This is a genomic window from Acetobacter pasteurianus subsp. pasteurianus LMG 1262 = NBRC 106471 (assembly GCF_000285275.1).
In the GTDB taxonomy this organism is placed as follows: Bacteria; Pseudomonadota; Alphaproteobacteria; order Acetobacterales; family Acetobacteraceae; genus Acetobacter; species Acetobacter pasteurianus.
The window spans coordinates 45939-58649 of record NZ_CADO01000026.1; the positions used below are offsets into that span (position 1 = coordinate 45939).

The 12711-nt window shown below is 56.0% G+C and carries 10 protein-coding genes and 1 tRNA gene; 9 read left to right on the forward strand and 2 right to left on the reverse strand.

Annotated elements, in window-relative coordinates; genetic code table 11:
* Positions 1–186: 186 nt before the first annotated feature.
* Together APA10_RS06580 and APA10_RS06585 are read right to left on the reverse strand one after the other, a co-directional pair.
* Positions 187–262: transfer RNA gene (locus APA10_RS06580), tRNA-His, on the reverse strand.
* A 72-nt stretch (positions 263–334) separates the two neighbouring features.
* Positions 335–1510: an aminotransferase gene (locus APA10_RS06585; RefSeq protein WP_003629070.1), complete on the reverse strand. Its 1176-nt coding sequence runs from the start codon at positions 1508–1510 to the stop codon at positions 335–337.
* 239 nt (positions 1511–1749) lie between these two features.
* Between APA10_RS06585 and APA10_RS06590 the strand changes: the two genes are divergently transcribed.
* The 9 genes from APA10_RS06590 to metW all read left to right on the forward strand — a co-directional run bounded on the left by APA10_RS06590 (position 1750) and on the right by metW (position 12292).
* Positions 1750–2088 (forward strand): P-II family nitrogen regulator, encoded by a 339-nt coding sequence (locus APA10_RS06590; protein ID WP_003622497.1) that lies wholly within the window; start codon positions 1750–1752, stop codon positions 2086–2088.
* A gap of 105 nt (positions 2089–2193) precedes the next feature.
* Positions 2194–3639 carry a type I glutamate--ammonia ligase gene (gene glnA / locus APA10_RS06595; RefSeq protein WP_003622499.1) on the forward strand — a complete coding sequence of 482 codons (1446 nt, stop codon included), beginning with the start codon at positions 2194–2196 and terminating at the stop codon, positions 3637–3639.
* Positions 3640–3721: 82 nt separating this feature from the next.
* Positions 3722–4828 carry an energy transducer TonB gene (locus tag APA10_RS06600; protein WP_003629073.1) on the forward strand — a complete coding sequence of 369 codons (1107 nt, stop codon included), beginning with the start codon at positions 3722–3724 and terminating at the stop codon, positions 4826–4828.
* 204 nt (positions 4829–5032) lie between these two features.
* Complete coding sequence (locus APA10_RS06605) at positions 5033–7447, forward strand: glucose/quinate/shikimate family membrane-bound PQQ-dependent dehydrogenase (RefSeq protein WP_003629076.1); 2415 nt, start codon at positions 5033–5035, stop codon at positions 7445–7447.
* A gap of 111 nt (positions 7448–7558) precedes the next feature.
* On the forward strand, positions 7559–7813 hold the full coding sequence (locus tag APA10_RS06610) for a hypothetical protein (protein ID WP_080587123.1): 255 nt from the start codon (positions 7559–7561) through the stop codon (positions 7811–7813).
* Positions 7810–8454: a S24/S26 family peptidase gene (locus APA10_RS06615; protein ID WP_003629083.1), complete on the forward strand. Its 645-nt coding sequence runs from the start codon at positions 7810–7812 to the stop codon at positions 8452–8454. The genes APA10_RS06610 and APA10_RS06615 overlap by 4 nt, the downstream gene beginning before the upstream one ends.
* Before the next feature lie 125 nt (positions 8455–8579).
* The gene (lepA, locus tag APA10_RS06620) at positions 8580–10385 is read left to right on the forward strand and encodes a translation elongation factor 4 (RefSeq protein ID WP_003629084.1); all 1806 of its coding nucleotides are present in this window, start codon (positions 8580–8582) and stop codon (positions 10383–10385) included.
* Between the two features lie 126 nt (positions 10386–10511).
* A complete protein-coding gene (gene metX / locus APA10_RS06625) occupies positions 10512–11687 on the forward strand; it encodes a homoserine O-acetyltransferase MetX (RefSeq protein WP_003622514.1) in 1176 nt (391 codons plus the stop codon).
* Positions 11687–12292 carry a methionine biosynthesis protein MetW gene (gene metW / locus APA10_RS06630; RefSeq protein WP_003622517.1) on the forward strand — a complete coding sequence of 202 codons (606 nt, stop codon included), beginning with the start codon at positions 11687–11689 and terminating at the stop codon, positions 12290–12292. The genes metX and metW overlap by 1 nt, the downstream gene beginning before the upstream one ends.
* The last annotated feature ends 419 nt before the right edge of the window (positions 12293–12711 follow it).

The window sequence follows — 12711 nt, forward strand, 5'->3', positions numbered from 1 at the left end:
AGCACTGCTTTGATAGTCTGCACGAAGCTCAGGACTACTTACGTGCAGAATGTGGTGCAGCGCCTTCAACCGGTTGCAGCAGATGCAAGCCTGCAGGGTAGTCGCGCAGGCGCAGACATAAGCTATGTGGTGTGCACGCAGTATGGGGACCGTGCAGAATGTATTTTGAATTTTAGGGGAATATGCTGGGGCGAACGACGGGACTTGAACCCGCGACCACCGGTACCACAAACCGGCGCTCTACCAGCTGAGCTACGTCCGCCACACAGCAAGCGGACGTTTAGAGAAAACTGCATCGTTCGTCAATCACTTCTGGCGTTTTTATGTAGAAAAATCAGCTCTGGCGGCTTTCCCACTGTTCCAGACGGGCCACAGCCTCAATCAGCACTTCCTCACGCTTGCAAAAGGCAAAGCGAATCAGGTTGCGCGGGGGCGTGCCGCTTTGCGCATCATAAAAGGCAGATGCGGGAATGGTGGTCACACCGGCCTGCTCTGTCAGCAGGCGGCTGAAAGCCATGTCATCCAGCCCGTTTGCCAGCGGGGTAATATCCGCCATCACAAAGTAGCTGCCTTGGCAGGGCAACACACCAAAGCCCACACGCGCCAGCCCGGCAGAAAGAATCTGGCGTTTTGTATCCATCTCCTGCGCCAGTTGGGTGAAGTAGGCGGTATCCTTGTTCAGCCCAAAGGCCACGGCGCGTTGCAGGTTGGGGGCTGTGGCAAATACAAGGTTCTGGTGCGCCTTGGCCACAACGGCTGCCAGCGGGGCAGGGGCGGTAACGTAACCCACTTTCCACCCGGTAAAGGAAAAGCTTTTGCCTGCGCTGCCAATACGGATGCAGCGTTCACGCATATCCGGCAAAGCCATGAGCGAGAGGTGCGGCGCACCAAATACAAGGTGTTCATACACCTCATCGCAAATGGCGTAGGTATCGTGCTGGCGCATGAGGTCGGCAATGAAGGCCAGTTCCTCGGCGGTGAACACTTTGCCGGTGGGGTTCATGGGGGTGTTCAGCACAATGGCCTTGGTGCGGGGGCCAAAGGCGTTCTTCAGGGCCTCACGCGGGAGCTCCCAATCTGGTGCTTCCAGCCGCACAAGGCGGGGGATGCCCCCAAGCTGGCGCACAACCGGCAGGTAGGTATCGTAAAGCGGTTCTATCAGCACCACCTCATCACCCGGTTCTATCAGCGCCATGAAGGATGCGGCTAGGGCCTCAGTCGCGCCGGAGGTGACAACCACTTCCGATTCGGCATCAACGGGAATGTTCTGGAATCGGGCAGAGGCATCTGCAACGGCGGCGCGCAGTTCTGGCAGGCCTGTAAGGGGCGCATACTGGTTGCGCCCATCCAGCAGGGCATCTGCGGCCAGTTGCACCATGTCCTGCGGGCCTTCCGTATCAGGAAAACCCTGCCCAAGATTGATGGCGTTATGCTTGCGCGCCAGCTCGGACATAAGCGTGAAAATAGTGACAGGCTGGTTGGCAATCTGCCTGTTAAGCAATTTTGTCATTACAAAGTTCCTTGCCCCGCTGGCGGAAAGAGGCGAATAAGACGCGATACCGAAACATTTGGCGTAAACAGTTGATTTGGTGCTTTATCGATACAAATTTGCATCTGCCTGATTGCCCGCACGGGCAAGCCGTGCAAGTGTAACGGTATGAGGTGCATTCTGCCTATAGGGGCAGGGTGGCATCATGAACGGACAGGCCCAAAATTACGGGCACAACAATGGTGTGTTGACGACGCGCGATGAAGAAGATCGAGGCCATAATCAAGCCCTTCAAGCTGGATGAGGTAAAAGAAGCCCTCCATGAGCTTGGGTTGCAGGGTATTACCGTGATCGAAGCCAAGGGTTTCGGGCGGCAGAAGGGGCATACGGAGCTTTATCGCGGCGCGGAATACATTGTTGATTTCCTGCCCAAGATGAAGATTGAAGTTGTTTGCCCTGCTTCCATGGTGGAGCGGGCGGTAGAAGCCATTTCCGCTGCGGCCCGCACAGGCCGCATTGGTGATGGCAAGATTTTCGTGAGTCCGGTGGATGACGTGGTGCGAATCCGTACCGGGGAACGAGGGGAAGACGCAATCTAACACGCTCCATGCGTAAGTATGGGGCGCGAACGTGCGCGTACATTATTCCCGCAGACCGCGTGCCCGCAAAGTGCGGCATGCTGACAAAGCTTAGGTGAAGAGAGCATGGTAAAGAAAACAGCTCCGGCGGGTGACAGCAAGGCTGCTGCAATTGCCAAGGTTTTTGATCTGATTCAGGAACACTCTGTGGAACTGGTGGATCTGCGTTTTACAGACCCAAAGGGCAAGTGGCATCACACATGCCAGTATGTCAGCACCATCGAGGAAGATAGCTTTACCGATGGCTTCATGTTTGATGGGTCCTCCATCGGCGGGTGGAAAGCCATTAACGAAAGCGACATGGTTCTGCTGCCGGATCCGACATCCGCAGTGATGGACCCTTTCTCTGCTCGTCCGCAGCTGATCCTGTTCTGCGATATTATCGAACCTTCCACCGGGCAGCCTTACAACCGCGACCCGCGCTCCACCGCCAAGCTGGCTGAGCAGTACCTCAAGTCCTCCGGTCTGGGTGATACGGCGTTCTTTGGTCCGGAAGCTGAATTCTTCATTTTCGACAACGTGCTGTTTGGCACTGGCCCGAACTACGGCAAGTACCAGCTCGACAGCATTGAAGGCCCCGATGCATCCCTGAAGGAATATCCTGAAGGCAACATGGGCCACCGTCCGGGTGTGAAGGGTGGTTACTTCCCCGTGCCGCCAGTGGATAGCGAAAGCGATCTGCGCGCAGAAATGCTGGCAGCCATGGGCGAAATGGGTCTGGCTATTGAAAAGCACCACCATGAAGTGGCGCAGTCTCAGCACGAACTTGGCACCAAGTTTGAAACGCTGGTACGCGCAGCAGACTTCATGCAGATCTATAAGTACTGTGTGCACAATGTTGCCAATTCCTACGGCAAGACCGCAACATTCATGCCAAAGCCCATCTATGGTGATAACGGCTCCGGCATGCACGTTCACCAGTCCATCTGGAAAGACGGCAAGCCCACATTTGCTGGCAATGGTTATGCAGACCTGTCCGACACGGCCCTGTATTACATTGGCGGCATTATCAAGCACGCCAAGGCACTGAACGCCTTCACCAACCCGTCCACCAACTCCTACAAGCGCCTGATTCCGGGCTTTGAAGCACCTGTGCTGCTGGCATATTCTGCTCGCAACCGTTCTGCTTCCTGCCGTATTCCGTACGCAACAAGCCCGAAAGCCAAGCGCGTTGAAGTACGCTTCCCGGACCCCACAGCCAACCCGTATCTGGCATTCGCTGCCATGCTGATGGCTGGTATGGACGGCATCAAGAACAAGATCCACCCGGGCGATGCCATGGACAAGGATCTGTATGACCTGCCGCCAGAAGAACTGAAGCAGATCCCGACAGTTGCCGGCTCCCTGCGTGAAGCTCTGGAAGCTCTGGCTGCGGATCATGAGTTCCTGCTGGCTGGTGGCGTGTTCACCAAAGACCAGATCGAAAGCTACATCACCCTGAAATGGGATGATGTGTACCGTTTCGAACACACACCGCACCCGGTTGAATTCGAAATGTACTACTCCGTCTGATTTTCTTTTCCTTTAGGGAAGATATCGGAAATAAAAGGCGCGGTTCCTTCGGGGGCCGCGCTTTTTTGTATTGGATTGCTGAATGGTATTGAAAACACGTATTTTTTCTGCGTTTGGGCTGTTGTGTCTGGCAGGGTGTGCAACCTCTGGCTCTGTGCCCGGTGGGCATGTTGCCACTGCGCCGCACGCTATTGCGCAGCCGCAGCCCCCGGCATCTGCAACGGCTTCTGGCGCGGGAAATCCTGTGCTTTCGGCCGATAAGCCTTCCTTGCTGAATGTCACCTCCCTGTCCCCTTCATGGGGGGAGGTTTACTGTGCGCAGGATATTAGCAAGCTGGCTGTGCAACTGCCGCTTCAGCAGGATGATAAGGATTATATTGCCAAAAGCCTGAAAAACGCCAAGCCGTTACAGGCGTGCTTTATTTACTCTCGCCCAGCCCAGGCATCCACACAGCCGCTGTTTACGGCTGATGGGCAAAGCAATGGCCTTATGGTGATGAGCATGTATGTTCTTACAGGGGCGGATTTGGCAGATACCACTGCTTTGTCCTTGAATTCCCTAACATACAGCCAGTTTTTAATAGGCTTACAGTGGCCCAAAACCCGCTCAACCGAGGGGGTTTCTGCACAGTTACAGGCAGATACGCCAGACAGGCACCACTATAATTTCCCCTTGGTGTTTGCCAAAGATACGCCGCAAAAATTGTTCGGCATCTTTTTGCCAATTGCCACATTGCAGGAGCTTGCAAAAGCGCCCCAGCTGAGCGTGAAAGTCAACGTGCCGGGTCAGGCACCTTATACGCTGCATTACGGCACAGAGGGTTTATCCAAAAGTCTGGAAACCCTGTATAACTGGCGCCACACAACGGAAGATAAGGACGAATACGCCGTTATCAACGCCATGTCTGCCGTAGATAAAACCGTGCGGCTTAACCGTATCAACAATGCAGCCCCCGTTTACCCGGCAGCGGAAGAAAACAAAAATCTGGAAGGCCGTGTGCTGGCGCGGTGCGATATTACTGCGGCAGGTGCTCCTACCAACTGTGTGGTGCTTAAAACCATGGGCGGCGCAAATTTTACAAAAAGTGCGCTAACATATTTGCAGCAGGTGCGTTTTGCCCTTTCGGGTAACAATGTTGCAGATGGTGTTAAAGGCCATGTGTTTACCGTACGCTTCAAGCTGGACTGATACGGCCAAGTATCAAGCTCCAAGGTATTGAAGTGAAAACTTCTGTAACCGCCTGTGTTTTATGAAAATGCAGGCGGTTTTTTGTGTCTTTTACAGTATTTTCTTGGGCTGCAATGCCCCGCTGTTGTATTGATTATTCTGAAACGGTTTTTCTTGTGCAGAAAAATTGGGATGTGAACGTGTGCAGGGCAGAAAACAGGCAACATGATACAAACGAATAGTCACCGGCCAGATATTGTATTGCGGATTACCGCAGCAGTTTTTGCAATATTGGGCGTTTTTCTTGCGGGCGGAGGCCTCTGGCTGGCCCTGTTGGGCGGCTCCTGCTTTTACGTGGTGTGCGGTGTTGTGCTGCTGGCCACGGCAGTGTTGCTGTGGCAGCGGCGGCGCGAGGCCCTGTGGCTTTACGCGGTACTGGTTGCGGCCACACTCGTGTGGTCTGTGGGGGAAGCCGGGTTTGATTTCTGGGCCCTGGCCCCGCGTGGTGATGTGCTGCTGCCGCTGGGCCTGTGGCTTGTGTTGCCTTTTGTGTCTTCTCGCCTGTTGCCGTCTTCGCGCTGGAACAGTGCGCCGTTGCTGGTCGGTGTTGTGGTGGGGGCTGGTGTATATGGTTACGCCCTTACGCAGGATCCGCAGGATATTGCCGGTGTGTTGCCCCGCGCGAATGTGCAGGCTTCATCCGCCCCATTGCCGGGGGATAATGCAGAGGTGCCTGCGGCAGACTGGCCCGCATATGGCCGCACGCAGGCGGGGGACAGATACTCCCCACTTGCACAGATCAATGCCAGCAATGTGCATGATCTGAAAGTGGCATGGGTGTTCCGTACGCATGACCTGAAGCGCGCGGATGATCCGGACGAAATTACAGATGAAGCCACGCCCATAAAGGTGCGCGATACGCTGTATCTGTGCTCACCGCATCAGATCCTGTTTGCGATAGACGCCGCCACCGGGCATGAGCGCTGGCATTTTGACCCCAAAATTACCTACAACGCCTCCTATCAGCACATGACATGCCGCGGCGTGTCCTACGCTGAAACCCCGGTGGCGGAAGAACAGGCCCACGATGTTGCCGTGGCGGATGAGTGCGCACACCGTATCTTCTTGCCCACCAATGATGGCCGCCTGTTTGCCCTGAATGCTGATACCGGTGCTTTGTGCCGTGGTTTTGGGCGTGATGGTGCAGTGGATCTGACAGATGGCATGCCCATGCGCACGCCGGGGTTTTATGAGCCCACATCTCCGCCAGTCATTACCTCCAAGGTGGCCATTATTTCTGGCGCGGTGACGGATAACTATTCCACGCACGAACCTTCAGGAGTGACACGCGGGTATGATCTGTATAGCGGCAAGCTGGTATGGGCGTTTGATCCGGGCAACCCAAACCCGAACGAACTGCCCTCCGCCACGCATCATTATGTGGCCAATTCTCCCAATTCATGGATCACCTCGGCTTATGATGCACGGCTGAATCAGATTTACATTCCAACAGGTGTGGCCACGCCGGATATCTGGGGCGGCCACCGCACGCCGGATCAGGAACGCTATGCTTCTGGTATTCTGGCGCTGGATGCCGATACCGGGCGCAAGGTGTGGTTTTACCAGACAGTGCACCATGATCTGTGGGACATGGATGTGCCGTCCCAACCCAGCCTTGTGGATATCAAGCAGGGTGATGGGTCCGTAGTGCCAGCGCTGTATGCGCCAGCCAAAACAGGCAACATCTTTGTGTTGGACCGGCGCAACGGCCATTTGCTGGTGCCTGCGCCAGAAATGCCTGTGCCACAGGGGGCTGCACCGGGGGATCACCTTTCTCTCACTCAGCCATTCTCGGCCCTCACATTCCGTCCCAAAAACAACCTGACGGATGCGGATATGTGGGGCGCGACCATGTTGGACCAACTGGCCTGCCGCATCATGTTCAAACGCCTGCGGTATGAAGGGCCGTTTACGCCGCCTTCTACGCAGGGCACGCTGGTGTTCCCCGGTAATCTGGGCATGTTTGAATGGGGCGGTCTGGCGGTGGACCCGGTGCGTGAGGTGGCATTTACCAACCCCATTGCCGTGCCGTTTGTTTCTCGCCTAGTACCGCGTGGGCCGAACAACCCGGCGCAGCCGCCACACAATGCTGGTCCTTCTGGCGGAGAGGCTGGTTTGCAGCCACAATACGGCACACCGTTTGGGGTAGATTTGCACCCGTTCCTGTCCCCCATTGGTATTCCGTGCAAGCAGCCGGGCTGGGGCTATGTGGCAGGGCTGGATTTACGTACCAACACAATTTTGTGGAAGCACCGCAACGGCACCACGCGGGATAGTTCCCCCGTGCCGCTGGCCTTCCGTGTTGGGGTGCCTTCTTTGGGTGGGCCTATTATTACTGCTGGTGGTGTGGCGTTCCTGACATCTACGCTGGACCTGTATATCCGCGCCTATGATGTCACGACAGGCCAGCAGCTCTGGCAGGACCGTCTGCCCGCAGGGGGGCAATCCACCCCCATGACGTATGAGCAGAACGGCCACCAATATGTGCTCTCGGTAGATGGCGGGCATGGCTCCTTCGGCACCAAACTGGGGGATTACGTGGTGGCCTATGCGCTGCCAGATGCGCAGGCAAAACACTAACGCCACCCTAGTTTGGGCAGGCTTTGGCGGGCACACGTATCATGCGTGTGCCCGCTTTGCGTTTGGGAGAAGTGCCGTGTGTGAAAACATCCTCTTGCCGCCGCGTGCGGGATGCGTGATCCTGCATTGATGTGGAACGAACCCTACCTAGAAACATGTTGCCGCGCCGCCCTGCACAGGCTTTGCCTTGCCGGTGAGGTTGGCCGCCCAACGGGCATGAAGGATGACCCCTGCCTGACACGTCTGGCAGGTAAGGGCCTTGCGCGGCAGAACGGGCAGGGGCGTTTTTTTATTACGGATGAAGGCACGGCCCGCCACGCCAGCGAAGTGCTGAAGCAGGAAGAACTCCACACCAAAAAATCATGATACCGGCAGAGCGTATATGGCACGCGCTGGACACACTGGCGCAGGAGCGGGGGCTTACGCCTTCTGGCTTGGCGCGGGCAGCGGGGCTGGATGCCACTACTTTTAATCCCTCGCGCCGCCATACCGGTCAGGGTGTGTGGCGCTGGCCTGCGCTGCCAAGCCTGCTGCGTGCGTTGGATGTGCTGCGTGTTTCCCTTGCGCAGTTTGAGGGCCATATCTGGGGGTATGAACAACCAGACGAGGCGGAAGCTCCGGTACCATGTTTTATGCGCAGCCTGCCGCTTTCCTGGCTGAATCAGGAAGGGGTGCTGGACTGGGCAGGTCTGCCCGCCGGAGGGCTGTGGGAGCAGGAAGAAACATTTTTCAGCCTGCCGTCATCTTCGGCCTATATGTTGCGGGTGGATACGGAAGGTATGGAACCCATCTTGCGGCTAGGGTGTTCCTTGGTGGTGCACCCCGCATTGCACCCGCGTGGGGCAGACCGCGTGGTGCTGATACGCCCGGGCCAAGCCCCCGTGGTAGGTATTTTGCAGGAAAAACCCGTGCTGGCCATTCAGCCCTTTGGGCGCAGCGCCCTGCAACCTGTGCCGCAGGCGGCGGCAGGCGTATGGCTGCACCGTATTGTGCTGATATCGGGCTAAAAAACAGGCTGCGGACTGGTGCCAAATGCGGCAGTGTGCGCAATAGGGAAAAAATTTACCTGATAATGGCCCAAGCCCGTGCGGAAGCGGCTGACTTTTCTTTCCGTTTCGCTTAAAGGAGCAGCATGACCGATACACCCCTTTCGCTCATCCGCAATTTTTCCATCATCGCACATATCGATCATGGAAAATCCACTCTGGCTGACCGCCTGATTCAGGCGTGCGGTGCCCTGACCGCGCGTGAAATGACCAATCAGGTTCTGGACAACATGGATCTGGAGCGTGAGCGTGGCATTACCATTAAGGCGCAAACCGTCCGGCTGACCTATCCGGCCAAGGATGGCAACACCTATGTGCTGAACCTGATGGACACCCCCGGACACGTGGACTTCGCTTACGAAGTCAGCCGGTCTCTGGCGGCGTGTGAGGGTTCTCTGCTGGTGGTGGATGCCTCTCAGGGGGTGGAAGCGCAAACACTGGCCAACGTGTATCAGGCCATTGATGCCAACCATGAAATTGTGCCCGTGCTCAACAAGGTGGATCTGCCAGCCGCAGAACCCAAGCGCGTAAAGGCTCAGATTGAAGAAGTTATTGGCATTCCGGCCGATGATGCGGTGGAAATTTCCGCCAAAACCGGCCTGAATATTGAAGGTGTGCTGGAAGCTGTGGTGACCCGCCTGCCACCCCCAACGGGTGATGCGGAAAAGCCCCTGCAGGCCATGCTGATTGATAGCTGGTACGACCCGTATTTGGGTGTGATCGTGCTGGTGCGTATTAAGGAAGGGCGGCTCAAGCGCGGCATGAAGGTGCGCATGATGTCCTCCGGCGCGGTGCATCAGGTGGATCAGGTGGGTGTGTTTGCCCCACGCATGACCAGCGTTGAAAGCCTTGGCCCGGGTGAAATGGGCTTTATTAACGCGGCTATCAAAACCGTGGCGGACTGTAATGTGGGTGACACCATTACGGATGATCGCCGCCCGGCAGAAAAGCCGCTGCCCGGGTTCAAACCCTCCATCCCCGTGGTGTGGTGTGGCCTGTACCCCGTTGTGGCCGATGACTTTGAAAAACTGCGTGACAGCCTTGCCAAGCTGCGCCTGAACGATGCCTCCTTCCACTATGAGGCCGAAACCTCCGCAGCCCTTGGCTTTGGTTTCCGTTGTGGCTTCCTCGGTCTGCTGCATCTGGAAATTATTCAGGAACGTCTCTCGCGCGAGTTCGATCTGGATCTGATCGCAACCGCACCTTCCGTTGTGTACAAAATCACTCGCACCAATGGTGAGCGTGAGGAACTGCACAACCCGGCGGACATGCCCGATTCCTCCCTGATTGAAACCATTGAGGAACCGTGGATTAAAGCCACCATCATGGTGCCGGATGAATATCTGGGCGCGGTGCTGACACTGTGCACAGAGCGGCGCGGCGTGCAGGTGGATCTGACCTATGTGGGCAGCCGTGCCATGGCTGTGTACCGCCTGCCGCTGAACGAAGTGGTGTTTGATTTCTATGACCGCCTGAAATCTCTCACCCGCGGGTATGCCAGCTTCGATTATCAGATGGATGGGTATGAGGAGAGTGACCTCGTGCGTATTTCCATTCTGGTCAATCAGGAACCAGTGGATGCGCTGTCCTTCATTGCGCACCGCACGGCGGCGGAATCTCGCGGGCGTTCCATTTGCGCGCGCTTGAAGGATCTTATCCCCCGCCAGTTGTTCAAGATCGCCATTCAGGCCGCCATTGGCAGCAAGGTGATTGCGCGTGAAACCATTGGCGCACTCTCCAAGGATGTAACGGCCAAGTGTTATGGTGGTGATATCTCCCGTAAGCGCAAACTTCTGGAAAAACAGAAGGAAGGTAAAAAGCGCATGCGGCAGTTTGGTAAGGTGGAAATTCCGCAAAGCGCCTTCCTGGCCGCGCTTAAAATGGAACACTGAAACAGGACCGGGCGGAACTTTCCAGCACATCGGGCGTAACAGGGCAGGGCCGTTGGAAACCGGACTTGCCTTGTCCTGTAAACGTCCGTATGCCGGAGAGGATTGTTTGGAGCATTCGGCGTTTTTATGAACAGCACAACACCCTTGGCCATTGGTGAACAGCAGCATGTCCGGTTTGCCGAAGGGCTGGGGCTGGATTGCGGCGTTACGCTTGCCCCTGTTGATATTGCCTACCGCACCTATGGCACGCTTTCAGAAAAGCGGGATAACGCCATACTGATCTGCCACGCCTTTACGGGGGACCAGTACGTGGCAGAGGAACACCCGCTTACGGGCAAGCCCGGCTGGTGGAGCCGCATGGTAGGGCCGGGAAAGCCCATTGATACCAACAGGTTTTTTGTTATCTGCTCCAATGTTTTGGGGGGGTGTATGGGCAGCACCGGCCCACGCTCCACCCGCACGGATGGGGAAGGTGATGGCGTAGAGCTTTGGGGCACGGCGTTTCCGCCCATTACCATTCGGGATATGGTGCGCGCGCAGCACAAGCTTGTGCAGGCACTGGGTATAGAAAAGCTGTTTGCCGTTATCGGTGGTTCCATGGGTGGCATGCAGGTGCTGGAATGGACAGTTACCTACCCGCAGATGATGCTGGCTGCCATGCCCATTGCCACGGCACCTTTCCATTCCGCCCAGAACATTGCGTTTAACGAGGTCGGGCGGCAGGCCATTATTGCAGACCCGGACTGGCGCGGTGGCCGCTATTGGGCGGATGATGTTGTGCCTGCCCGTGGTTTGGCTGTGGCCCGTATGATGGGCCATATCACCTACCTTTCGGAAGAAGCCTTAACGCGCAAATTCGGTCGCCGTATGCGGCGCGGGCCTGTTGGCGGGCAGGGGCCAGAAGGCCCTGTTTCCATGTTCAGCGATATTTTCGAGGTGGAATCTTACCTGCGTTATCAGGGCTCCACCTTTGTACGCCGGTTTGATGCCAACTCCTACCTCACCATCACCCGCGCGATGGATTGGTTTGATATTGCCGCAGATCATGATGGGGAACTCACACACGCTTTTGCCGGTACGCCAGTGCGGTTTTGTGTGGTGTCGTTCTCGTCCGACTGGTTGTTCCCCACATCGGCGGCCCGCACATTGGTGCGTGCGCTCAACCGGGCTGCGGCCAATGTCTCGTTTGTAGAAATCGAGACAGACAAAGGGCACGATGCTTTCTTGCTGGAAGAACCGGATTTTGACCGCACGGTGCGTGGCTTTTTGTGTGGTGTGGCCGAACATGCGGGGCTTGCCTGATGCGTCTTGACCAGCGGCTGATTGCCGAAATGATAGCCCCCGGCACCCGCGTGCTGGATATTGGCAGCGGAGATGGCACGCTTATTGACCATCTGTTCCGTTACCGTGGGTGTGATGCGCGCGGTATTGAGCTGAATATGGAGCTTGTTACCAAGTCTGTCGCACATGGCCTGCCTGTGGTGCATGGTGATGCAGACCACGATCTGGCGCATTATCCGCACCATGCGTTTGATTACGTGGTGCTGCAACGCACCTTGCAGGCAGTGGCCCGCCCGCGGGAGGTGCTGCGGCAAATGCTGCGTATTGGGCGGCATGCCATTGTCTCATTCCCCAATTTTGGACATTGGGAACTTCGGCTCAAGCTGCTGCTCAGTGGCCGTATGCCCATGACATCCGTCTGGCACACACCGTGGTATGAAACCCCGAACATTCACCCCTGTACAATCCGAGACTTTCTGGAGTTGTGTAAACAGGATGGCTACATTGTAGAGCAATGGATGGCCGTGGATGAGGAGGGCGAACGTGCCCCGTGGCGGCGCTCTATCCGGCTGGCCAATCTGTTTGGGGAGCAAGCACTTTTCCTGCTCCGGCGCCGAAATGGCTAAGGGGTGAAGGCTGTGCGCCAATAAGTTGCCTAAAAATTATGTTAGATTTATGCCATTTGCGTGAATGATCCGCTGAATGCTCTAAATGGCAATATTTTAAAAAGACCTTTAAGATATCAGCATAAACCGTTTAAAACCGACAATGTTATAACGATTTTTACCCCGATTTCTAAAAATTCCTCAACATTACACGAACATCATTTTAGGACTAATATGGTACGGAAGCCTTGCGGGGTTTGGGAAGTCCCCTTATATACACTTTTACAAGGTTTGTGAGGAACGAACTCAGTTTGAAAACTTCCTTATCGGATCTTGATGTGTTCAAAAATTTGTGGGTGCTCAGCTAAAAACCGGTGCAAAAATGTTCCGTGTGCGCCACAAAACATACAGTGCATAACTGAAAAGGGTGCGGTCTCTCG

Excerpts from the sequence above, each read along its gene's own strand:
- APA10_RS06615 (WP_003629083.1), top strand. The coding sequence starts at position 7,810 with ATGATACCGGCAGAGCGTATATGGCACGCGCTGGACACACTGGCGCAG.
- glnA (WP_003622499.1), top strand. The coding sequence starts at position 2,194 with ATGGTAAAGAAAACAGCTCCGGCGGGTGACAGCAAGGCTGCTGCAATT.
- metW (WP_003622517.1), top strand. The coding sequence starts at position 11,687 with ATGCGTCTTGACCAGCGGCTGATTGCCGAAATGATAGCCCCCGGCACC.
- metX (WP_003622514.1), top strand. The coding sequence starts at position 10,512 with ATGAACAGCACAACACCCTTGGCCATTGGTGAACAGCAGCATGTCCGG.
- APA10_RS06605 (WP_003629076.1), top strand. The coding sequence starts at position 5,033 with ATGATACAAACGAATAGTCACCGGCCAGATATTGTATTGCGGATTACC.
- APA10_RS06610 (WP_080587123.1), top strand. The coding sequence starts at position 7,559 with ATGCGTGATCCTGCATTGATGTGGAACGAACCCTACCTAGAAACATGT.
- APA10_RS06600 (WP_003629073.1), top strand. The coding sequence starts at position 3,722 with ATGGTATTGAAAACACGTATTTTTTCTGCGTTTGGGCTGTTGTGTCTG.
- lepA (WP_003629084.1), top strand. The coding sequence starts at position 8,580 with ATGACCGATACACCCCTTTCGCTCATCCGCAATTTTTCCATCATCGCA.
- APA10_RS06585 (WP_003629070.1), bottom strand. The coding sequence starts at position 1,510 with ATGACAAAATTGCTTAACAGGCAGATTGCCAACCAGCCTGTCACTATT.
- APA10_RS06590 (WP_003622497.1), top strand. The coding sequence starts at position 1,750 with ATGAAGAAGATCGAGGCCATAATCAAGCCCTTCAAGCTGGATGAGGTA.